18 protein-coding genes and 2 tRNA genes are annotated in these 24,815 nt (G+C 25.4%); 16 read left to right on the top strand and 4 right to left on the bottom strand.

Annotated features, from left to right (window positions below):
- Window positions 1–50 precede the first annotated feature (50 nt).
- The 4 genes from GBZ86_RS02115 to GBZ86_RS02130 all read left to right on the top strand — a co-directional run bounded on the left by GBZ86_RS02115 (window position 51) and on the right by GBZ86_RS02130 (window position 7,494).
- On the top strand, window positions 51–1,922 hold the full coding sequence (locus tag GBZ86_RS02115; protein ID WP_152887286.1) for a pyridoxal phosphate-dependent decarboxylase family protein: 1,872 nt from the start codon (window positions 51–53) through the stop codon (window positions 1,920–1,922).
- Window positions 1,923–2,312: 390 nt separating this feature from the next.
- Window positions 2,313–3,854: an amino acid permease gene (locus tag GBZ86_RS02120; RefSeq protein WP_152887288.1), complete on the top strand. Its 1,542-nt coding sequence runs from the start codon at window positions 2,313–2,315 to the stop codon at window positions 3,852–3,854.
- 134 nt (window positions 3,855–3,988) lie between these two features.
- The gene (locus tag GBZ86_RS02125; protein ID WP_152887290.1) at window positions 3,989–5,845 is read left to right on the top strand and encodes a pyridoxal phosphate-dependent decarboxylase family protein; all 1,857 of its coding nucleotides are present in this window, start codon (window positions 3,989–3,991) and stop codon (window positions 5,843–5,845) included.
- Window positions 5,846–5,961: 116 nt separating this feature from the next.
- A complete protein-coding gene (locus GBZ86_RS02130; RefSeq protein WP_152887292.1) occupies window positions 5,962–7,494 on the top strand; it encodes an APC family permease in 1,533 nt (510 codons plus the stop codon).
- Between the two features lie 82 nt (window positions 7,495–7,576).
- On the opposite strand, the gene GBZ86_RS02135 is transcribed toward GBZ86_RS02130, so the two are convergent.
- The gene (locus tag GBZ86_RS02135) at window positions 7,577–8,845 is read right to left on the bottom strand and encodes a CCA tRNA nucleotidyltransferase (RefSeq protein WP_152887294.1); all 1,269 of its coding nucleotides are present in this window, start codon (window positions 8,843–8,845) and stop codon (window positions 7,577–7,579) included.
- Between the two features lie 205 nt (window positions 8,846–9,050).
- Here GBZ86_RS02135 and GBZ86_RS02140 point away from each other — a divergent pair, with 205 nt between their 5' ends.
- Window positions 9,051–10,019 (top strand): 3'-5' exoribonuclease YhaM family protein, encoded by a 969-nt coding sequence (locus GBZ86_RS02140; protein ID WP_152887297.1) that lies wholly within the window; start codon window positions 9,051–9,053, stop codon window positions 10,017–10,019.
- Between the two features lie 77 nt (window positions 10,020–10,096).
- On the opposite strand, the gene GBZ86_RS02145 is transcribed toward GBZ86_RS02140, so the two are convergent.
- Entirely contained in the window at window positions 10,097–11,248 is a 1,152-nt protein-coding gene (locus tag GBZ86_RS02145; protein WP_152887299.1) for a L,D-transpeptidase, read from the bottom strand.
- A gap of 204 nt (window positions 11,249–11,452) precedes the next feature.
- Between GBZ86_RS02145 and pepT the strand changes: the two genes are divergently transcribed.
- From pepT to GBZ86_RS02160, 3 genes are all read left to right on the top strand, one after another.
- Window positions 11,453–12,673 (top strand): peptidase T, encoded by a 1,221-nt coding sequence (gene pepT / locus GBZ86_RS02150; protein WP_152887301.1) that lies wholly within the window; start codon window positions 11,453–11,455, stop codon window positions 12,671–12,673.
- A 127-nt stretch (window positions 12,674–12,800) separates the two neighbouring features.
- Complete coding sequence (locus GBZ86_RS02155; protein ID WP_152887304.1) at window positions 12,801–14,006, top strand: exonuclease SbcCD subunit D; 1,206 nt, start codon at window positions 12,801–12,803, stop codon at window positions 14,004–14,006.
- A gap of 3 nt (window positions 14,007–14,009) precedes the next feature.
- Window positions 14,010–17,165, top strand: a complete 3,156-nt coding sequence (locus GBZ86_RS02160; protein ID WP_152887306.1) for an AAA family ATPase — start codon at window positions 14,010–14,012, stop codon at window positions 17,163–17,165.
- A gap of 56 nt (window positions 17,166–17,221) precedes the next feature.
- Here GBZ86_RS02160 and GBZ86_RS02165 read toward each other — a convergent pair whose 3' ends face one another.
- Entirely contained in the window at window positions 17,222–18,100 is an 879-nt protein-coding gene (locus GBZ86_RS02165; RefSeq protein ID WP_152887308.1) for a DegV family protein, read from the bottom strand.
- Between the two features lie 247 nt (window positions 18,101–18,347).
- Here GBZ86_RS02165 and GBZ86_RS02170 point away from each other — a divergent pair.
- A tRNA-Arg gene (locus GBZ86_RS02170) sits at window positions 18,348–18,424 on the top strand.
- A gap of 137 nt (window positions 18,425–18,561) precedes the next feature.
- The gene (locus tag GBZ86_RS02175; protein ID WP_152887310.1) at window positions 18,562–19,722 is read left to right on the top strand and encodes a Card1-like endonuclease domain-containing protein; all 1,161 of its coding nucleotides are present in this window, start codon (window positions 18,562–18,564) and stop codon (window positions 19,720–19,722) included.
- An 18-nt stretch (window positions 19,723–19,740) separates the two neighbouring features.
- Here GBZ86_RS02175 and GBZ86_RS02180 read toward each other — a convergent pair whose 3' ends face one another.
- On the bottom strand, window positions 19,741–20,628 hold the full coding sequence (locus GBZ86_RS02180; RefSeq protein ID WP_152887312.1) for a phosphatidylserine decarboxylase: 888 nt from the start codon (window positions 20,626–20,628) through the stop codon (window positions 19,741–19,743).
- A 174-nt stretch (window positions 20,629–20,802) separates the two neighbouring features.
- Between GBZ86_RS02180 and GBZ86_RS02185 the strand changes: the two genes are divergently transcribed.
- From GBZ86_RS02185 to GBZ86_RS02210, 6 genes are all read left to right on the top strand, one after another.
- The gene (locus GBZ86_RS02185) at window positions 20,803–21,375 is read left to right on the top strand and encodes a TetR/AcrR family transcriptional regulator (protein WP_152887314.1); all 573 of its coding nucleotides are present in this window, start codon (window positions 20,803–20,805) and stop codon (window positions 21,373–21,375) included.
- A 55-nt stretch (window positions 21,376–21,430) separates the two neighbouring features.
- A tRNA-Arg gene (locus GBZ86_RS02190) sits at window positions 21,431–21,505 on the top strand.
- Window positions 21,506–21,644: 139 nt separating this feature from the next.
- Complete coding sequence (locus tag GBZ86_RS02195) at window positions 21,645–22,889, top strand: HlyC/CorC family transporter (protein WP_152887316.1); 1,245 nt, start codon at window positions 21,645–21,647, stop codon at window positions 22,887–22,889.
- A gap of 8 nt (window positions 22,890–22,897) precedes the next feature.
- Window positions 22,898–23,338, top strand: a complete 441-nt coding sequence (locus GBZ86_RS02200; RefSeq protein WP_152887324.1) for a nucleoside deaminase — start codon at window positions 22,898–22,900, stop codon at window positions 23,336–23,338.
- Between the two features lie 62 nt (window positions 23,339–23,400).
- Entirely contained in the window at window positions 23,401–23,940 is a 540-nt protein-coding gene (locus GBZ86_RS02205; RefSeq protein WP_234885105.1) for a hypothetical protein, read from the top strand.
- Window positions 23,941–24,085: 145 nt separating this feature from the next.
- Window positions 24,086–24,739: a glucosaminidase domain-containing protein gene (locus GBZ86_RS02210; protein WP_234885106.1), complete on the top strand. Its 654-nt coding sequence runs from the start codon at window positions 24,086–24,088 to the stop codon at window positions 24,737–24,739.
- Window positions 24,740–24,815 lie beyond the last annotated feature (76 nt).

Genomic DNA, 24,815 nt, shown 5'->3' on the forward strand with positions numbered 1-24,815 from the left:
TATATATAATTAATTCTTTTAGAATAAAAAATATAAGGAGATGTTTGTTTATGAATAAGAATGATGTAAATTTAGATGCGGTTTTTATAGGACCTAAGTCAGAGAACAAAGATGTATTTAAGGAAAATCTTTTAAAAATGTTTGATGATCATATGGAATGGAGGAAAAATTTTCATCCAGAAGATGATACAGTAATAAAATTAGATGAATTTGATAAGGAAAGCTATAAACAAACTAATTTAAGAATGAGAGAAGCACTTACTCAACTTTCTTCCAAGTTAAGGACTACAATGATGCCATGGCATTCAGCAAGATATTTAGGACATATGTGTTCAGAAACTTTAATGCCAGCATTATTAGCACAGTTTGCAACTACATTATATAACGGAAATGATGTTACATATGAAGTTGGGCCTGGAACTGCTGAGTTAGAAGAAGAAGTTGGTCAAGATTTTTGTAGACTTATGGGGTTTGATCCTGAAATCGGATGGGGACATATAGCATCAGATGATACAACAGCAAATTTAGAAGCTGTTTGGTATATGAGAAATATGAAATCATTCCCGTTAGCTATAAAAGAAGTTTGTCCTGAATTTGTAGAAGGAAAATCTGAATGGGAGCTTTTAAACATGTCTGAAAAAGAAGTTTTAGATATTTTTGATAAGGTTCCAGAGAAATTAGATGAAATTAAAGCACATTCAGTAACACATAAATGTGAAATGTTGCCTAAATTAGGGAAGGTTATAGTACCTCAAACTAAACATTATTCTTGGTTGAAAGCTATTGATATTTTTGGAATAGGATTAGAAAATTTAGTTGAAATACCAGTAGATGATACATTTAGAATGGATGTAGATAAACTTAAAGAAACTATGGATGATTTAATTGCTAAAAAAATTCCTATTATGGGGGTTGTGTCAGTTGTAGGTACTACTGAAGAAGGGGCAGTTGATAGAGTAGATAAAGTTGCAGAACTTAAAAAACAATATGCTGAACAAGGTATAAATTTTCATTATCATATAGATTCAGCATATGGCGGATATGGAAGAGCAATGATTTTAGACGAATATGATCAAGTTATTCCATTTGAAAAATTACAAGAAAAATATTTACAACATGGAATATTTAAAAATCCTAATTTAAATTGGCCATGTCGTGAAGTTTATGAAGGATTTAAAGCTATGTGCGAAGCAGATACAGTTACATGTGGACCTCATAAAATGGGATATGTACCATATCAAGCAGGTGGCTTTGCTATGAAAGATAAGAGGTTAAGAAATGCAATTTCTTATTTTGCAAGTTATGTATTCCAAAAAGATGCAAAAGTTCCAGACTTATTAGGTGCATTTATATTAGAAGGTTCAAAAGCTGGTTCAGCAGCATCAGCTGTTTGGGTTGCTCATAAAACTTTACCTCTTAATATAACTGGTTATGGTAGATTAATTGGAGCTAGTATAGAAGGTGGACAAAATTTATATAGCAAAATAGTTGCAACAAAACAATATGAAATTGATGGTACCGTTGTAGAAATACATCCACTTGTAAAACTAGAGTTTAATATGGTTGAATATGTACTTAATATTAAAGGTAATACTAATCTAGTTAAAATGAATGCATTAAACTATGCAGTTTATAAAAAACTTTCATATTTTACAGAACCATATGCAAATGATTTAATACTTTCTCATACTTTATTTGATTATTCAGATTATGGTAATAGTCCACTTGATTTAATTGAAAGATGTGGAATGAGTAAGGATGAATGGGATAAAGTACACACAGTTACTTTACTAAGATCTTGTGTATGTAATCCATTCTTAAATAAACCCGATGTATTTAAGTATTATGCTGAACAATTTGATAAAGCTATAGTTAAAAGACTTAAAGAAGTATTTATAGAACAACCAGAGTTTAAAAATTAATATTTAAAGTAAATTAGTACTAGTTATTTTAGCTAGTACTAATTTAATAAAAAAATTTCCATATAAGATAAATTTTATATGGAAATAAAGTATATATATTACATATTATAAGAATAATTTAAAATAAATAAAAATAATACATAAAAATCAATTAATTTATTAATTTTCATAATATGTATTAAATTGACATATAGAAATTAAAGTATTATAACAAATATAAGAAGTAACAAAGAAAAATTTTCTTAAAAATTTCTAGTTATAAAAAAATTTTAAGGAGGCGAATTAGTTTAGTAAAGTTATAATTAGAAATACATGTATTAAAGTTCATTTAAATTATGAATTTTATTATCGCTCAATGTAAATTTAAAAAATAAGAAAGAAGTGATTATCATGGCGGATAATAACAATAAAAAAATAACATTATTCCAATTGATAGCATTAAGTATCGCATTCTTTGGAGCTATAAGAAATGTTCCTACAGTAGCAAGTGTTGGATGGGAATCTATATTTTATATGATTTGTGCAGGAATATTCTTTGCAATACCTATTTCACTTATATCAGCAGAACTTGCAACTGGATGGCCACAGGAAGGTGGATTACAGGTATGGATTAAAGCTGCATTAGGTGAAAGATGGTCTTTTGTAGCATCTTGGATGTTATGGATAATAATGATAATAGGTATGGTTATGGTTTCTTCAGCTGGAGCAAGTGTTTTTGCTTATGGTATAGGAAGACCGGATTTGTCACAAAATCCTATTTTTATAACCATAGTTACAATAGTAGCATTTTGGTGTGTAACTTTAATAAATTTTAAAGCTTCTTTAGGGAAAAAAGCTAATACTATAGCATCTGTAATTGGAATATATATTCCTTTTACTTTATTTATTGTATTAGGAATTTGGTTTGCCATTAAACATGGAAATGTAAATTTAGGAGCTTTTAATGTAAGTACTGCTTTACCTGATATAGCTAATATAAGTCATTTAGCATTTTTTGCAGCTATTTGCTTCATATTTTCAGGATTAGAACAATCAGCAGTATATGCTAATGAAATTGAAAATACTAAAAGAAATTATCCTCTAGGTATATTAACAGCAATTGCTCTTGTTATAGTATTTAATTTATTTGCAGGGTTAACAGAAGCTAATGCAATTCCTGCTAATAAAATAGATTTAGCCACAGTTGTACAGCCATTTCAATTATATTTTAATGAATTAGGAATTCCTTGGGCCACTACAGTTATATCTATAATGGTATATTTAGGTGTTTTAGCACAATTAAGTGCTTGGGTTTTAGGACCTTCTAAAGAAATGATTAAAGTTGCTGAAGATGGGGATCTTCCAAAATTCTTTCAAAAAAGAAATAAAGATGGTATACCAGTTACATTCGTAATGATTCAAGCTATAGCAATTTCAATATTATCATTATTATATTTAGTTGTACCTGCTATTAATACTGGTTATTTTATGGTGTTAATTTTAACAACAATATTATATTCAGCTGTATATGTAATTTTGTTAATATCAGCTGTAGTATTGAAATATAAATGCCCTGAAGTTAAAAGACCATTTACTGTTCCAGGTGGCAAAGTTGGTATGTGGATTACAGCATCATTAGGAATGTTTGGAGTAATAACAACAATAGTGGTAAGTTTTATACCATCTAATGAAGTTCCTAAAGGAGATGGTGGAAAATTTATATTATTCCAAGCTTTAGGGTTAATAATTACTTTTGTAGTACCATTAATTATATATAGATTTAAAAAACCTGAGTGGAAAAAAGAAGTACAAGTATTAGGAATAACTAATAATCAATTAAATAATATTGTTCAAAATAAAGTTAATGATAATAAAAATATAAATAGCAAATCTAATAATAATAATCACATTAATTTAGGTACATTTAAACATGCAACTATTCACCATAAATAATGTTTATAAAAATTTTGCTTAAAACTTAAATTTAAAAATTTAAATTTAATTATACTTTAATGAGTTTACACTTTTAAATTTAAGCTTATAAATAAATATACATTCAATAAATAACAATAGAGGAGATGTTTTAAATGGAAAATAAGAATGATATTGATTTAGGAGCGGTGTTTTTAGGTCCGAAATCAGAAAATAAAAAAGTATTTGCTAAAAATATGCTAAGAATGTTGGATGATCATGCACAGTGGAGAAAGAATTTCCATCCAGAAGATCCTACTGTAATAAAATTAGATGAGTTTGAAAAAGAAAATTATAAAAGAAGTAATATAAGGTTAGAAGAAACTCTTACTGAATTATCATCAAGATTAAGAACATCAATGATGCCTTGGCATTCACCAAGATACATAGGACATATGTGTTCAGAAACTTTAATGCCTGCATTGTTAGGATATTTTGCAGCGACTTTATATAATGGTAATAATGTAACTTATGAAGCAGGACCAGCAACAGCTGAAATGGAAGAAGAAGTGGGAATAGATTTTTGTAAACTTATGGGATATGACCCTACTATAGGATGGGGACATATATCATCAGATGGTTCAACAGCAAACTATGAAGCTATTTGGTATATGAGAAATATAAAATCAATGCCATTAGCTATGAAGGAAGTAGTACCAGATTTAGTTGCAGGAAAATCTGATTGGGAACTTTTAAATATGTCAGTTTGTGAAGTATTAGATTTATTGGATAAAGTTCCAGATAAATTAGATGAAATTAAGGCACATTCAGCAAGTAGAAATGGGAATGAAATTAAAAAATTAGGTAAATTAATAGTTCCTCAAACTAAACACTATTCATGGTTAAAAGGTGCAGATATAATGGGGATTGGAGTTGATAGTTTAGTTCCAATACCTGTAGATGAGCATTTTAGAATGAATATAGATAAACTTAAAGAAGCAATAGATGATTTAATTTCACAACAAATTCCTATTTTAGGGGTTGTAGCAGTAGTAGGTACCACAGAAGAAGGTGCTGTGGATCATACTGATAAAGTATTTGAATTGAAGGAAGAGTATGCTAAACAAGGTATAAATTTCTATTTCCATGTTGATGCAGCTTATGGTGGATATTCAAGATCTATATTCTTAGATGAAGGATATAATTTTATACCAATGAATAAATTACAACAAAAATATTTAGAACACGGAGTATTTAAAAATCCAAATTTAAATTGGCCATCAGAAGATGTTTATAATGGATTTAAATATATGTGTAAAGCAGATAGTATTACAGTTGATCCACATAAAATGGGATATGTTCCATATCAAGCTGGTGGAATTGCTATAAAAGATAAAAGAATGAGAAATACTATATCATACTTTGCAAGTTATGTATTCCAAAAAGATGCTAAAGTTCCAGATTTATTAGGTGCGTTTATTTTAGAAGGTTCTAAACCAGGAGCAGCAGCAGCAGCAGTTTGGACAGCACATAGAGTATTACCACTTAACATAACAGGATATGGACAATTATTAGGTGCTAGTATAGAGGGTGCTTACAATTTATTTAATAAATTAAATGCTGTAAAAGAATATAAAGTTGGAGATAAAATTGTAGAAGTTTATACACTTGCAACACCAGATTTTAATATGGTTGATTATGTATTAAACTTAAAAGGTAATAAAGATTTAGCTAAAATGAATGAATTAACATATGCATTTTATAAAAAAGTATCATATTTCACTCAACCATACGCTAATGATTTAATATTATCACATACTCAATTTAGTTATGATGATTATGGTGATAGCCCAGTGGGTATAGTTGAAAAATGTGGTATGACCAAAGATGAATGGGATAAAGTTCATACTATAACATTATTAAGATCTTGTGTATTATCACCATTCTTAAATAAACCAGAAGTATTTAAATACTATTCAGATCAAATGGATAAAGCAATAGTTGAAAAACTAGAAGAAATATTTGCAGAATAGTTTAAAGTTTATAATTAGTATTATAATTAGCACTAGGACTTTATTCTAGTGCTAATTTTTATATTATAAAATGTAGATTTAAATAAAGATATTTTAATTAGAAAGAGGTGAATAATATGAATAACAGTAATTCTAAAAAAATATCATTATTTCAACTTATAGGAATTACTATGGCATTTTTTTTCACAGTAAGGAATGTTCCTACCGTTGCTAGTGTAGGGTGGGAAAGTATATTTTATATGATAGCAGCTGCAATATTTTTTGCTTTACCAGTTGCTCTTATTTCAGCAGAACTTGCAACAGGATGGCCAAAAGAAGGAGGATCACAAGCATGGATTAAAGTAGCATTAGGTGAAAGATGGTCTTTTGTAGCATCATGGATGATATGGATAATAATGATTGTAGGTATGGTTATGGTTTCATCAGCAGGGGCTAGTGTGTTAGCTTATGGTATTGGAAAACCTAATTTATCTCAAAATGGTATGTTTATAACCATAGTAACAATAGTAGCATTTTGGATTATAACATTATTAAATTTTAAAACATCATTAGGTAAAATAATAAATACTATAGCGACTATAGTAGGAATTTATATACCATTTACTTTGCTTGTTTTACTAGGTATTTGGTTTGCTGTTAAGCATGGCAATGTTAATTTAGGACCATTAAATGCAAGTACAGCGTTTCCAGATATGACTCAAATAAGTAAATTATCATTTTTTTCAGGAATATGTTTTATATTTACAGGAGTGGAATTATCAGGCGTGTACGCTAATGAAGTTAGTAATGTTAAAAGAAATTATCCTATAGCAATATTTTTAGCAATAGCTGCTGTTATAGTATTTAACCTTTTAGGTGCATTAACAGAAGCTAATGCAATTCCAGCAAATAAGATAGATTTGGCCACTGTTATACAACCTTTCCAAATATATTTTAGTGAATTAGGAATTCCATGGGCAACTAATGTTCTTGGAATAATGATATATGTAGGAGTAGTAGCTCAATTAAGTGCTTGGGTATTAGGACCTTCTAAAGAAATGATAAAAGTTGCTGAAGATGGTAATTTACCTAAATTTTTTCAAAAAAGAAATGAAGATGGTATACCAGTTACATTTGTAATACTTCAAGCTATAGCTATATCATTAGTATCATTATTGTATATAATAGTACCAGCTATAAATACAGGTTACTTTATGGTATTAATATTAACATCAATATTATATTCAACAGTATATATTTTTTTAATATTATCAGCTATAGTATTAAAATACAAAGCTCCAGATGTAGTAAGACCTTTTAGTATACCAGGTGGAAAAGTAGGAATGTGGATAGTTGCTATATTAGGATTGATGGGTATGATAGTAACAATAGGTGTAAGCTTTATACCTTCTAGTGATGTTCCAAAAGGAGATACATTAAGTTATGTATTATTTCAATTAATAGGTTTAATAGTAACATTCTGTATACCGTTAATTATATTTAAGTTTAAAAAACCCTCTTGGAAAAAATCAGAGATTAGTGATATAGTCAATAATACAAATATTAAATTACAAGCAAAAAATTTAAATGATAAATCAAATAATACTAGAGAAAATAATGTTATTAAAGGTGGTAGCATTAAGCATGCTATACATCATAATAAACATTAGAAGTAAAAGCTTATTTTAATAAACTTAAACTTATAAATTTTAATTTTTATAAGTTTAAGTTTATTATATAAAGCTTATTAATTTATTTATATTTAATATATTGTTTACTTAAATTAATTAAATTTTGTTTAGTATTTAATTCAGGATTTTCTAAAACATTTTCTAAAAGAAAATTTAGTAAAACTCCTATTTCTTTTCCAGGTTTAACTCCTAATTCTTTTACTAATATTTCACCATTTACTGATAAATCTTTTAAATAAATTGGTTCATTAGAATAAAGAATTTCTTCAACATTATCTTTAATTATATCGATATATTCAGAAGAATATTCATTCATAACAATTAAATAAGCTTTTTTTAGTTCTAATAAATCAAATATTAATTCTTTAGAAACTTTTTTTATAAGTTTTTTTAAACTTTTCTTATTAGGATAATTAGGTATAGTATTTATTTCTCTAAGTAATATACAAGTATTATTTATAGTTTTATTATCATATTTTAATTTTTTAAGTGCAATTCTACATATATTCTCTAATGAATCAAAATGATAAATTTTATAAAATAATCCAGCTAAACGTATGTGGAGTTTGCTTGGAAGTACATCAATAATAGCATAACTATCTTTAGTATCATCATAAAAGTCATAAGTATCTAGATCTTTAAGTTCATTAATTTCAGGAATAAATAAATTTGATATATTAAGAGAACGTAATATATTTATTCCATTAGTACCTTTAGAGCTTAGAATTATTTTTGTAAATTCATCTCTAATTCTTTCTACACTTAAGTTTTTAATTAGTTTATAGTTGGTTTTTATTGCGTTTAAAGTATCAGGGTGAATACTAAAATTAAGTTGACAGCTAAATCGTATAGCACGTAACATTCTTAAAGCATCTTCTTTGAATCTTTCATCAGCATTGCCTACACATCGTATAATATTGTTATCTAAATCTAATTTCCCATTAAAATAATCTTTAAATCCTAAATAAGGACTATATGCAAAGGCATTTATAGTAAAGTCTCTTCTAGATAAATCTTCTTTTATATTTGATACAAATGTGACTTCTTCTGGATTTCTATTATTTAAATAAGTTCCATCAGTTCTATAAGTAGTAACTTCAAAGGAATTATTATCTACTATAACAGTTATTGTTCCATGTTTAATTCCAGTAGGAATTGTTTTATCAAATAAGTTAATTATGTCTTCAGGTAAAGCATTAGTAGTTATATCATAATCATATGGAATTTTATTTAAAAGAAAATCTCTTACACATCCTCCAACTAAAAAAGCTTCATAGCCTTTTTCATTAAATTTATTTAATATATATTGTACATCTAAAGGTAATTTCATTATATATACTATTGCTCAGACTTTATTTAAAAATTAACTAAAGTTTTGCAATAGTTCACCTCCCTTCATTATAAATATATTTTACCAATTTTAAAAAAACTTAGCTATATTTAGAATAAAGTAAGTTTACAAATCATAAGATTATGTAATAATTAATAGGTATAAATTAATTTAAAGTATAGATAACAATGGAAAGGAAAATTTTATGAATATAGTAACAAAAAAAATAAATGAATTTGTCCAAGGTGAGAGGATTGAAGGTTTTTATCTTGTAAAATCAATAGATTTAAAAACTGCAAATGCAAATGGTAAGAAATATCTAGATATAGTATTAGGAGATAGTACTGGAGATATTTCAGCTAAAATATGGGAAGTTAAAGAAGAGCATGAACAAATAAAAGCTAATACTATAGTTAAAGTAAGAGGAACAATAAATAATTGGCAGAGTGCTCTTCAATTTAAAATTGAACAAATAAGAAATATAGATGATAGTGATAATATAAATTTAGAAGATTATGTTCAAACTGCTCCTTTTGATAGCCAATACATGCTTGAAAAAATTAAAAATTATGTTGATGAAATGAAAAATGAAGATATAAAAAATATTGTTAATCATATATTAGTTATTAATGAAAAAAAATTAATTTATTATCCAGCGGCTAAGAAAAATCATCATTCTATAAGAAGTGGATTATTATTTCATATAATGACTATGCTTAATTTAGGAAAAAGAGTATGTGAAATATATGAATTTTTAAACAGTGATTTAATTTATGCAGGAGTTATATTACATGATTTAGCTAAAATACATGAAATGGATTCAAATGAATTAGGAATAGTAAATGATTATACATTAGAAGGAACATTACTTGGACATATTACTCAAGGAATAAAAGAGGTTGAAATTGTAGGAAGAAAATTTAATGTTGAAAAGAATACAATAACACTTCTTCAACATATGATACTATCTCATCATTATGAACCTGAATATGGAAGTCCAGTAAAACCAATGATTCCAGAAGCTGAAATATTACATTATTTAGATATAATAGATGCTAGAATGTATGATATGAAAAAGGTTATGGGAGAAACACCAGTAGGAGAATTTTCAGAAAGATTATGGTCTTTAGAAAATAGACGAATTTATAATCATGGATTCAATAAAGAAAATTAATAATTTAATATTATAAAATAAGTCCGTAAATTTTAGTAAGTTTATAACTAAGAGACTACGGACTTATTTTAAGTATACTAATAAATAATTATTTTACTACCATCTTTAACATTATCATAAAGCCATTTAGCATCATCTACAGCAAGGCGTATACAACCATGAGAAGCTGGTTCACCCAATGTATAATCTAAAATAGTTTCTTGATCTCTATCAAAAGGAATTGAATGAAATAAATAATTACCCATAAATTGAACATAATATTTTCCACCTTGACCATACTTTTCAGAAAAAAACCAAGGAGCTCTAGTTTCTACTTTAAATTCTCCCACAGGGGTTTCTTTGCCTTCAATACCAGTAGAGCACAAAAACTCTTTTTCTAAAGACCATTTATCTTTTGTACCATTAAAAATATAAGTTTTTTGTTCAGATATATTAACGAAAACTAAATGATTAGTTAAACTATTTATTCCAAATTCATTAATAGTAGAAGTATTTAATTGATTATAATAAGCTAATACTGGTTTAGTTCTATTTGTTTTTTTATTTATATTATTTTTACTATATTCATTTAAATAGTTAATTCGTAAGTTTTCTAATTCATCTAATTTATTTATTAAATCTATGTCATGGTTAAACTTATCTAAATTTTCTTCAATTAATGTAATTCCTTTAGAGTATTCAGAGTTATCAGCATATTTGTTGGCTTTATTTAATATATTATTTTTTAATAGTTTAATACATTCATTTTTATATTTTAAAATTTCTTTATAATTAGGATCAGCAAGATTAATTTTATTTAAATAATTTAAAGCACCATCGTAGTCTTCTTTATTGAACATTTCTATAGCTTTATCAAAATTTTCTTTAGAATTAGCAACTAAAGGTAAATTGTTTTTAAAACTTAGAATTTGTGATTGTAAAAGTCCAAGTTGTTCAATTTGCGTTAATTGAATAAGAAATTCTTCTTGTGATATATTATTAGATAAAAATTTATGGTTTAATTCTTCTAAATGATTAGATAAAAATATTTCTATATCTTTATTTTTATTTATTAAATTTATAGGATTCCAAGAGTTTTTATTTATTATAGTATAAGCTTCATTATATTCAGCATTATTAAAAGCTTTTTTAAATTTGTTTAAAGAGTGTTTATAGTTAAAAACAGAATATAGCAAAAAAAATATTAATAAGGTAATTATAAAAAGTAAAATTCCTTTTTTTTTATTCATATAAGTGTAAATCTCCTTTATATATTTTTTATTTTAAATTAGGACTAATCATTTTAATTATGACCCTAAATATAATAATTAAACAATTTGATTTACTTTTTATTAAGGTTTAAAATAAAATTAACATATTGTATTAATTTTACAATAAGTTCATAATTAATAGTAGAGAAAATTTAAAAAAATATATAATGAGGTGTTGTTAATATGAAAAAAGTAGATGAAAGATTTTTAGAGTATGTAAAGATAGATACTAAATCAGATAGTACTACAGGTACAACTCCTAGCACTAAAAAACAATTAAACTTAGCTAATGGGTTAGCTGAAGAATTAAAAAAATTTGGATTAAAAGATGTTAGAGTAAGTAAGTATGGGTATGTATATGCTACTTTAGAAAAAAATTGTGATAATAATATTCCTGTTATAGGGTTTATAGCACATATGGATACATCTCCAGATATGAGCGGAGAAAATGTAAAACCTCAAATTGTAAAAAATTATGATGGCGGTGAAATAAAATTAAATGAACAGTTTATTTTATCACCTAAATTTTCACCAGAACTTAAAAAGTATATTGGTAAAACTATTATAACAACATATGGTAACACTTTATTAGGAGCAGATGATAAAGCTGGGATAGCTGAGATAATGACAGCAATTGAATATTTAACAAAAAATCCACAGATAAAACATGGAACTATAAAAATAGCATTTACTCCAGATGAAGAAATAGGAGAGGGTGCAGATCATTTTGAAGTAGAAGTATTTGGAGCTGATTTTGCTTATACCATAGATGGGGGAGCTATTGGTGAATTAGAATATGAAAATTTTAATGCGGCAGGAGCAAAAGTAAAAATAAATGGTAAAAATGTTCATCCTGGTAATGCTAAAGGTAAAATGATTAATTCTATATTAGTAGCTAATGAATTTATAAGTATGTTACCCAAAAAGGAGGTTCCTGAAAATACATCAGCATATGAAGGGTTTTGGCATGTTACTAATATAAAAGGTGATGTTGAAAATACTGAATTATCATTTATAATAAGAGATTTTTTTGCTGAAAGTTTTGATGAGAAAAAAGAATTATTTATGAAAAATGCAGAAAAATTAAATGAAAAGTATGGAGAAAATATTGTAAGTATAGTTATAAAAGAGCAATATAAAAATATGAAAGAAAAAATAGAACCTGTAATACATATTGTTGAAACAGCTAAAAAAGCTATGGAAGATGCAGGGGTGATTCCTAATATAGTTCCAATTAGGGGTGGTACTGATGGAGCAAGATTATCTTATATGGGATTGCCAACACCAAATATATTTACAGGTGGAGAAAATTTTCATGGAAGATTTGAATATATTCCAGTAGAATCTATGGAAAAAGCAGTAGAAGTAATTTTAAATATTATTAAGTTATACTATGAGAAATAATTTTTAATAATAAAAGGATAGTAGAGATTTAAATAACTACTATCCTTTTATTGTATATTAATAAGTAATATATAAGAATATTAAATTTAATTTTAAAATTAAATTAGTTTAGGAGGTTTATTTTATTATGAAAATAATTCATACAGGTGATTGGCATATAGGAAAGATAGTTAATGAATTTAGTATGATAGATGATCAAATATATATTTTGGATGAATTAATAGAAGTTTTAAAAAAGGAAAAGCCAGATGCTTTAGTAATTGCTGGTGATTTATATGATAGAAGTATACCCCCAGCTAAAGCTGTAGAAGTTTTAAATAACTTTTTTAATAAGGTCATTTTAAAAATGAAAATACCTATTTTAGCTATAGCAGGAAATCATGATAGTGGAGAGCGTTTAGAGTTTGGGAGTAGTATTTTAGAAAATCAAGGGTTATATATAGAAGGTACATTAAAGAATGCTATAAGAAAAGTTATTTTATATGATGAATATGGAGAAGTAGATTTTTACTTAATACCTTATGCTGATCCAGTAGTTATTAGGCATTTATTTAATGACAATGAAATAAAAACCCATGAAGATGCTATGAAAAAATTAATAGATTTAATAAATAATAATAGAGATAAAAGAAGAAGATCTATTATAGTAACTCATGGATATGTAACATTTATGAAAGAAAATTATATTAATGAAAAAAATAGAGAAGAAATTATAGAAAAGAGTAGTTTAGAAATTTGTGACTCTGAAAGACCTTTAAGTATAGGGGGTACAGATTTAATAAGTGCAAAAATATTTGAAGATTTTAATTATGTTGCATTAGGACATTTACATGGCCCACAAAAAGTTGGAACAAATAAAATAAGATATTCAGGTTCACTTTTAAAATATTCATTTTCTGAGGAGAGACAAAAGAAAAGTGTAACTATAGTAGAAATTGATGAAGATGGAAGTGTTCAGGTTAAACTTACACCATTAGTATCTAAAAGAGATATGAGAACCTTAACAGGACATTTAGACTATTTAATAAGTAAAGAATTTTATAAATTAAATAATAAAGAAGATTATATATTTGCATTTTTAACTGATGATGGTGAAGTTTATGAGCCTATTTCTAAGTTAAGGGCTATTTATCCTAATGTTATGGGAGTAAGAAGGGCTATTAACACAACATTAGAAAGGAAAGAGATAAATTTAAATAAAGACTATAGAAATAAGTCTAAATTAGAATTATTTAAAGATTTTTATGAGAATGTAACTCAAAAGGATTTCTTTGATGATAGAAAAGATATTATTTTAAAAGTAATTGAAGAAATTGATAAGGGAGAGGTATAGTTTATGAGACCATTAAAATTAACTTTAAGTGCTTTTGGACCTTATGCTAAAGAAGAAATAATTGATTTTACTAAGCTTAATGGTAAAAACATATTTTTAATAACAGGTGTTACTGGTGCAGGAAAGACAACAATTTTTGATGCTATAAGTTATGCATTGTTTGGAGAAGCTTCAGGAACATCTAGAGAGACTACATCTTTAAGAAGTCATTTTGCTAAAGATAATATTTATACTTATGTTGAGTTTGAATTTGAAGTTAAAAATAATATATATTATGTAAAAAGAAGTCCGGAACAAGAGGTTGCTAAATTAAGAGGAGATGGAACTACTAAAAAAAATTCTACTGTTGAATTAAGATTACCTAAAGGAGATAAGCCATTAACTAAAGTAAATGAAGTAAATGAAAAAATAAGAGAAATAATGGGGGTGGATAAAGAGCAATTTAGACAAATTGTTATGCTTCCACAAGGAGAGTTTAGACAACTTTTAGAAGCAAAAAGCACTGTTAGAGAAGATATATTTAGAGAAATATTTGGAACTCAGACATTTTTAAAAATACAAAGAAATCTTAGAGAAAAAAGAACTAAACTACAAGATGAGTTAAAAATAAGCTATAGTAAAAGAGAAGTTTATATTAGAAGTTTAAAAGCTGAAAATGGTAATGAATTAAATATTTTAAAAGAAAAAACGGATATTGACGTAACAACTATTGAAGAATTAGCTAAAGTTGTAATATTAGATGACAAAAAAACTAATAAAATAATAACCTTAAAAATAGAAAAGTTAAAAGAGAATATTAGTTTAATAGAAAAAAATATAGCTTTAATAAATGAAAATAATAAAAAAATATTAAAAAAAGAAAATGCAGAAGAAAATTTAAATAAACATAAAAATTTAGAAAAAGAAATAGAAGAAAAGATATATAAATTAAATGAAAGTAAGAAAGCATTAGAAGTTAAGATAATTGATGATAATAGACTTGCATTAGAAAAAAAATTAAAAATAAGATTAGAAGAATTAGAAAAAGCTATATATAATGAGAATTTATATAAAAAAGAGTATGATGAAGCTACAAATAATTTGAAAATAAATAATGATAATGAAGAATTAAGAAATCATATTAAAGAGGAAATAATTAGATTAACTCCATATGAAGAAAAGATTAAAATTTATGAAGAAAAAAATAAAATAGTTTTAAAGCAAGAAAACTATTTTAAGTCTTTAAAAAATAAAAAAGAACAGTGTGATGAAGAAATAAATTTATTAAAACAAAATATAGATGAATTAGTAAAAAAAATAACTAAAGGGTTAGAAGCTGAAGGTAGATATAAAGCTTTAGAAATATCATTAGAAAATCACAAAAATATTAGGCAAATATTAATTGATTTATACAAAAGTTATAATGATTATTTTAAAAAAACAAATGATGTTGATATAGAAAAGCAACAAACTTTAAAAAAAGAAGAAGATTTTAAAAAAATAAGAGCAGAATATCAACATAAGGAAGATTTATTTAGAAAGGCACAAGCGGGAATTTTGGCAGAAAAATTAAAAGAAAATATGCCTTGTCCAGTATGTGGCTCAACTAATCATCCTAATAAAAGCAAAAGAGTATTAGGAGTCCCTACTGAAGAAGAATTAAAAAATTTAAAAATAATTTTAGAAAATAAAGAAAAAGATTATACAACTGCTTTATTAAATTTAAAAAGTTTAAATGTTGAAAAAGAAACTTTATTAAAAAGAAGTATAGAAACTATTTGCAATCAAAATAAAAAGATTTTGGGAGAAGAGTTTTTTAAAGTAATTGAATTTCAAAAACAACAAGAATTTATTAAGGAAATTGGAGTAAATATAAAAAACAAAATTAATATTACAAATAATGAAATGATAGATTTAAGGAATATTTTATTAAGCAAGGCTGAAAGTGAAAAAGATAAAGAAATAAAAGAAAAGCATTTACAACAACAAGAGTTATTAATTAAAGATTTAATAGAAAAAATAACGGATAATAAAGCTATTTTAGCATCAGAATTGCAAATTTTATCTAGCATAGAAAAAGAAATACCAAAAGACTTAAGAGATTTAAATATAGTTAAAGAAAAAATGAGTTTACTAAAATTAAAGTTAATGAAATCAGAAAAAGAATTAAAATTAGCACAGGAAAGAGTTGGTAAAGCTACAACCAATTATTCATCAGCTAAGGAAATTTTAAATTTAAGTAATAAAGAAAAAAATCATATTTTAAATGAATATGAAAGTGAAAAAGATGAGTTAGAAAAAGCATTGAAACTTAATAAATTTCCAAGCTATGAATATTTTAAAAAATCATATTTAGATAAAAATAATATAGAGTTATTAGAAGAAGAAATTAATAATTATAAAGAAAAATATAAAGTTTTATTAGCTGTTTATGAAGAGTGCTATAATAATGCAAAAGGACTAGAAATAATTAATATAATTGATTTAAAAGAAAAAATTTCAACTTATAAGATTAAAGAAAATGAATTAAATAAAGATTTAGCTAGTTTAAAGGCTAGAATATTAAATAATAAGGAAAACTTAAAAAAAATAAATGAAATTAGTAATGAAATAAAATATAAAGAAGATAAATTTAAAATAATAGCTGAGTTAGAAAATGTAGCTTATGGTGATAAAGGAAATTTAAAAAAGATAACTTTTGAAAGTTATGTTCTTACATCTTATTTTGATGAAATAATTCAAGCAGCTAATATAAGATTAGAGAAAATGTCTTCTGGTAGATTTGAATTAAAAAGAAAAGAAGATTTAGGGAAAGGAAATAAAAAACAAGGGTTAGATTTAGAAGTTATAGATTATCATACAGGTAAAGCAAGAGATGTTAAAACATTATCTGGTGGAGAAGGGTTTAAAGCATCTTTATCATTGGCATTAGGATTAGCAGATGTTATTCAAAGTTATGCAGGAGGAATAAGTATTGATACTATGTTTATAGATGAAGGATTTGGAACATTAGATCCAGCATCCTTAGATAATGCAATAGAGTGTTTATTATCCCTTCAAAAAGGTGGTAGACTTGTAGGGGTAATATCACATGTTCCAGAGTTAAAAGAGAGGGTAGAAGCTATATTAGAAGTGAAATCAGATAAGGATGGAAGTAAGACTAAATTTATTATAAATTAAAAAATAAGAGTAAGAATAGAGTGATATTCTTACTCTTATTTTACTATAAGAACATTTTAAGGTTCGCGGTTATCACCAAGAAAGAATACTGCTAACATATCAGGACCAGTATGAGCACCAATTACTAAACCAAGATAATTTATAATAATATTTTTAATGTTATTATTTTCTTTAATCATGTTGGCTAGGTATTTCGCATCTTCATAGCAATCGCCATGAGATATGAAAATTGTTTGATCTTTGATATTAGTAATATGCTTATTAACATAATCTGATAATGTTTTAATAGCTTTTTTTCTTCCTTTAACCTTACCAAAATTCTTAAGTTCACCATTATTATTTACATTTATTAATGGTTTTATACCAAGAATTGATCCTATAGTTGCACTAGTTGAAGAGATTCTTCCTCCTCTTTTAAGATGTTCTAAATTGTCTACAGCAATAAAATGGCATACATTAAGTTTAGCTTTTTCTACCCATTTTATAATATCTTCCTTACAAGAACCTTCATTTTTCATTAATGCTGCTTTATAAACTAAAAGACCTTGCCCACAAGAAGCAGATTTACTATCTATTATAGTTATATCTGCATTAGGATATTCAGCTAATAAATCATTTTTAGCAAGATTAGCGCTGTTATATGTTCCACTTAGTGACGATGAAAAAGCAATATAAATTATAGATTGATTATTTTTTACATAAGGTTCAAATGCTGTTTTAAATCTAAAGAAATTAATTTGACTAGTAGTAGGCAAGTCTTCATTATTTCTTAAAGCGTTATAGAAATTTTTATAAGGAAGAGAAATACCTCCATCTTCAAAGTATTCTTTTCCTTTGAAGTTACAAATCAAACTTAAATATTTTATATCTAATTTTTCTATAATTTCATTTGGTAAATCACATGCTGAGTCTGTAAAAATAATATAATTACTCATATAAAACCACCCCAAAATAAGTTTAGTATAAAAATATTGTAAAATAATATAAGATTATAAATCAAATATATATTACATTATTTATAATACATAGTCTATTAATTATAAATTTATAAAAAGGAATTCATAAATTCAATAAAATAATTTTATTAAATTAATTAAATTTAAAATCTATTTTTAGGAAAAAATGTAAATCTAATAACTTGATTTATTTTTTAATTTATGATATTATGACTATGGTATTTATGCGGTGGTAGCTCAGCTGGATAGAGTAGTCGGCTACGAACCGATTGGTCGGGGGTTCGAATCCTCTCCGCCGCACCAAAAGTCTTAGAATTTAATTATTCTAAGGCTTTTTTTTCTAATTAAAATATTACTTGAGTTAATTATAGATGCTTTTAGTATATAAATATCTATAGAGGATAAAATAGTAACAAAGTTTAAATTAAGGAATGATAAAAATGGATTATGATGTAATAATTAATTTAATAGATGAACATAATGAATCTGGAATTTTATTAACTGAAAAATTTAAACCTAAAGAAGTAATATTTATTTATTTTGATAAAGAAGATTTAAATTATATAAGTACATTAAAAGAATATTATAATAATAAATTTAAAAACTGTAATTTTTTAAGCAAAAAGATGTGCAAAGAAAATTTAAAATTGGAAATAGATGAGTTTTTGAGCAAGTTAAAAAATAAAAAAATATTATTTAATTTAAATTGTGGAAAACGTGTAGAAAATTTAATACTATATACAATTTGTTTAAGAAATAATATAGATTGCAAATATTTAGATATTGAAAAAGAAATGTTAATAACTTTTACTAAAAACAATATATTTTTTGAGAAAAATGATTTTATTGATTTAGGGGTTGAAGATGTTATAAAAAGTATTGGTGGAGCTATAGTGGTGGATTCTACTGATTTTTGCAATTTAAATATAATTGAAGAACTTACATTAAACATAGCAAAAAATATAGAATTATGGAAAAAATATAAAATAAGATTAAGTGATAATACTATATTTATTCATGATGAATCTAATCCTAATTTTATGAAAATAGATTATCAAACTTTAGATAATATAGAAAAAGATATATTAAATAAATCTTTAGAATTTTTAGTGCAAAAAAATCAAATAAAAATAAAAGAAGAAACTGATTATATAAAAATTTATTTTTTAAATAACTTAATAAAAAGCTTTATATTTAAAAGCGGAACTTGGTTAGAGGTTTTAACTAAAAATATAGTAGAAAAAATAGAAGTAATAGATGATGTAAAAAGTGGGGTCTTATTTCTCTGGAATGATGAAAAAACAAGAGTTAAAAATGAATTGGATGTTGTTGCTATAAAAGATTCCGTACTTATTTGTATTTCTTGTAAAGATTCTAAAAAATATGATGAAGTAGCTTTAAATGAATTAAATGTATATGCAAATCAACTTGGAGGAGAAAATGTAATAAAAATTTTAGTTGCAACATATAAACCTTTAAAATCTTCTGTTGTTGAAAGAGCAAAAGAAATGGATATAAATTTAGTTATATTTGATGGTGATTTGAATTTTTTTGAAGAAAAGTTAAGCAATATAATAAATAAAATTAATAAAGAACCCTAAGTAGGGTTCTTTATTGATTTAAAATTTTTTACCTATGGTTTCTCCCATAAGTACTCTAGTTTCATATCCTAATTTAGTTTGCTCTATAATATCATCATCAATTATAACTTTATCTTTTTCAAAGAATAAAATAGTAGTAGAGCCACCAAATTTAAAGTAACCTTTTTCATCTCCTTTTTTTACATGTTTGCCAGGAGTATAGGTTTGAATAATAGTTCCAACACAGGTAGCTCCTACTTCTACAATTGCAATATCTCCAAAGTTATCTGATTTTAAAATACTCCATTCTCTTTTGTTTTTACAAAATAATTCAGGGATATTATTTAGGGCAATAGGGTTTACAGAATAATATTGTCCAGTAATTTTATGAGTTTCTCCACAAATACCACTATCAACAAAGTGAAATCTATGGTAATCAATAGGACAAAGTCTTAAAATTAAACAAACTCCATTCTCATATTTTTTTGCAATATCTTCATTTGATAATAATTCTTTTAAAGAATATGTAAATCCTTTAATTTGAACTACTTTTTCTAAGTCTATATTATTAAAAGCAGATAATCTACCATCTCCAGGTGAAATTAAAATATTAGGAGAATTATCTATAGGACGTGCTGAAGGTATTAATTTTCTAGCAAAAAAATCATTGAAATTTTTAAAATCATTTATAGATTTTTCACATATAGACATATCTATATTAAATTCATCAATAAATGGTTTTATTTTTTTCTTACTTAGGCTTTTATCACAATAAGAACCATAAGCTTTTGAAAAAAGTTTCTTTTTTACAAATAATTCTGTAAAATTTTTTCCTAAAGGAGTAGAGTATGACCAATTTATGTACTTTAAACCAGCAACTTGTTCGGTATCGTATTTTTTACTAATTCTATTATATATTTTTATCATATAAATTAACCTCATTTCTAAAAACCATAATAATAGTATATTATAAACAAAAATAGGTTATTTAAATAGAGCGAATTTAATGTTGTTTGAAAAAGTTAAATAGTATATGATTAAGTTAATATTTAATAATAGAAAATATTTATGAAAATTTAAAATTAAATGGAGTGAAAAATTATGAATAAATCAAAAAAAGCTATTTTTCAAGCTGCCATAAAAGTTTTTTCTACTAGTGGTTATAATGGTTCTACTGTAGATGAAATAGCAGCAGTAGCTAATGTAGCAAAAGGAACATTATATTATAACTTTAAAAGCAAAGAAGAAATATTTAATTTTACAATAAATAAAGGGTTAGAAATTTGGGAAGAAAAATTAAATGAAATTAAAGAAGAAAGAATAAATGCTATTGATAAGTTAAAAAAAATTTGTAGAGTTCAATTAACATTGCTTTATAACAATAAAGATTTTTTTAAATTAATATTTAGCCAATTATGGGGACAAGAAAATAGACAATTTGAATTAAGACTAAGAATAGTTAGATATATAAAAGGAATTGAATTTATATTAGAATCCGCAAAAGAAGAAGGATTAATAAATGATGGAAATACAGCATTAATGGCACATACTTTTTTTGGTAGTTTATCATCAGCAGCTGTATATGAATTTTTGAACTTAGAAGATGTTAATTTAGAAGATGTTATAGAGTCTTTAACAAATATTTGTTTAAATGGAATTGTTAAAAATAAGTAATAAAATGTTGACATAAATTTCTAATAGATATAAAATTATATTAAAAACATCATAGGTCCTCATAGTTCAATGGATAGAACAATCCCCTCCTAAGGGATAAATGTAGGTTCGATCCCTACTGGGGATACCATGATAAAACTCCATAATATTATGGGGTTTTTTGCTTAGTATTAAAAAATTAAAAATATATTCTAAGGTATTAAATTTAATATATTATAATAAATTATGAATGTATATAAAATAACATAAAAACAGGAGTGTGGTATTTTTTGGGACCCTATACGTTTAACGTTATACTTTTAGCAGTATTGCTATTACTATCAGGTTTTTTTTCAGCAGCGGAAACTGCTCTTATGTCTTTAAGTAAGATTAGGATTCGTCATATGGTTGAAGAAAAAGTAAAAGGTGCTAAGTTGGTGGAAACATTATTAGAAGATCCTAATAAATTATTAGGAGCTATATTAATAGGTAATAATATAGTTAATATTGGAGCATCGGCATTAGCCACATCTTTAGCAACAAAATTAATTTCAGGAGAAGGTGGAGTGGCACTAGCAACAGGTGTTATGACTGTCTTGGTACTAATATTTGGAGAAATAACACCAAAATCTTTAGCAAAACAAAATTCAGAAAAAGTATCTTTAAGAGTTGCAAAGTTTATTAATTTAGTAGTAATTTTATTTAAACCATTTGTTTGGTTATTTACAAAAATATCTAGTGTTTTTATTAGAATACTAGGTGGAGATGTAGATAAAACTCAGCCATTTATAACAGAAGAGGAACTTAAAACTATGGTTGGAGTAAGTGAAGAGGAAGGCGTTTTAGAAGTTGAGGAAAAAGAAATGATTTTTAATGTTTTTGAATTTGGTGATTTACAAGTTAAAGACATTATGATACAAAGAGTTGATATTATAGCTGTGAGTAATGGTGATTCTTATAAAGAAGTACTTGATGTTATAAAAAAAGAACAATTTTCTAGGATACCTGTATATAACGAAACTATTGATGATATAGTTGGAATTTTAAATGTTAAAGACTTAATTTTAATGGGTGAAAATAAAGATAATTTTACCGTAGAAAAATATATGAGAGAGCCATACTATACTTTTGAATTTAAAAAAATAACTGAGTTATTTAATGAGATGAAAAAAAATAGAAATCATATAGCTGTAGTTTTAGATGAATATGGTGGTACTGTAGGAATTGTAACTATAGAAGATTTAATAGAAGAAATAGTTGGCGATATAGAAGATGAATATGATGATAATGAGTCAGAAATTCAAGTTGTTAAAGAGGACGAGTATGTGGTAGATGGAAGCATGAAGCTAAATGAGTTAAGTGAAATGATAGGCGTTAATATGGAATCAGAAGAGTTCGATTCTATAGGAGGCTTTGTAATTGGATTATTAGGTAGAATGCCAGAATTAAATGAAGAAGTAGAAGACTCTAATGTTAAGTTTGTAGTGGAAGAAATAGAAAAAAATAGAATAAAGAAAATTAGAATTTATACTTAGGTTTAATTATGAATGAATTTATGACATTAGCTTACAATGAAGCAAAAAAAGCTAGAGATTTAGGGGAAGTACCTGTAGGAGCTATTATAGTAAAAAATGGTGAGGTAATAGCTAAAGCTCACAACTTAGTTGAATCATTAAAAGATCCAACTGCACATGCAGAAATAATAGCAATAAAAATAGCGGTAAAAGTTTTAAATAATTGGAGATTAAATGGATGTGAAATGTATGTTACTTTAGAGCCATGCTCTATGTGCTCAGGTGCAATTTTATTAAGTAGATTATCAAAACTTCATATAGGAACTTTTGATGAAACTACAGGAGCTTGTGGTTCTGTAATAAATATTATTCAAAATCCTAATTTAAATCATTTTTTAGATGTTAAATGGTATAATTATGAAAAATGTGGGAAAGTTTTAACAAATTTTTTCAAGTCTAAGCGTGGGTAAGTAATGCTTTACTTACCCATTTATGTTATACTATAATTACAAAAAGAGATGGGGGTACAACTATGGAAAATTTAGAGATGATGGTTGGTTATGAGATTAATTTTTTTGAGTCAAAATTTAATGATAATTATAAGAAGTTATCATACTATATGTATAGTTGTTTAAAAGAAACAATTGGTGATAGAGTGGCTGGAATAGCTATAGAAGAAAATCTTTTATATGCATGGTCATATTACTTTATAACAATAGCAGATGAAGATGCAAAAACAGGTGATAGACTTATGATGGGGTTGATTAATCATTTTAACAAGCTTATGGAAGATAAAGAAAATATTAAAGTATCAGGAAATGGAAAATCACCTTTGATGTTAGATCCGAGTTTTTGTAGAGTTTGGTTTGGTACAAATCTTCACGTAATGTTAATGAAACAATATGGAAAAGATAAATATGAAGAAGCTTTTGCATATATAAAAGAAAATTATCTTTCTAAAGAATCAAAAGTTAGAACATTAATGTTGAAAGATATGGTGAAAAAACAAGATATTAAAGAAGATATTAAAGAAGATATTAAAGAAGATATTAAAGAAGATATTTCAAAATAATATAAATTAACATAAATAAAAAAGCGTTCACTACTAAGGTAGTGTAAACGCTTTTTTTTATAGCAATATAATTAAAAGAATATATTAGGTTAAGTGAACATAAAAATAATTATAAGTTTAATTAATGTAATAAAGGAGTGGTGTTTTGATTAGAAGAGACTATATAAAAAGTATTTTTATTTTAGGAACATTAATATTTATGGTATTACTTAATATTAAAATTTCAATAACTCCTCATAAATTAAGTGGTGAATTTGATGATGATATAAAAATTATTTCTGAAACAATTATAGATAAAGAAGATGCTAAATTATGGGCTAAGTCAAGAGGTGCAACGAATGAATTTATTGAATTATCAAATTTATATTGGGAGCATTCAAAAATACATGGTGATGTTAATCCAGCGTTAGCTTATGTACAAGCTGCCAAAGAAACTGCATTTGGAAATTTTGGAGGTGTCTTAGATGAATCATATCATAATCCTTGTGGGTTAAAAACTAGCAAAGGAGGAAGTGATAAAGATCCTAAAGCGCATAAAAAATTTAAAAATTGGGAAGATGGAGTAAAAGCACATTTAGATCATTTAGCATTATATGCAGGAGCTGAAAACTATCCAAAATTAAGAACTACAGATCCAAGACATTTTGCGTTTATACATGGTAAAGCAACTAGTGCTATAAAATTAAGTGAAAATTGGGCTCCTAGTGATACATATGGGAAAGAAGTTATGGTTTTATACAATCAACTTCTAGAACATTCAGGAAATTTAGAAGAGCCAACTATTTTATTGTTATATTAAATTTAAAAAAATAGTTTTTTGATTAATTTTTTTACTAGGTAATAAAAATATATGAAAAAGAATATAATCAGTAAAG

The sequence above is a fragment of the Clostridium tarantellae genome, from assembly GCF_009295725.1.
Taxonomy (GTDB): domain Bacteria; phylum Bacillota; class Clostridia; order Clostridiales; family Clostridiaceae; genus Sarcina; species Sarcina tarantellae.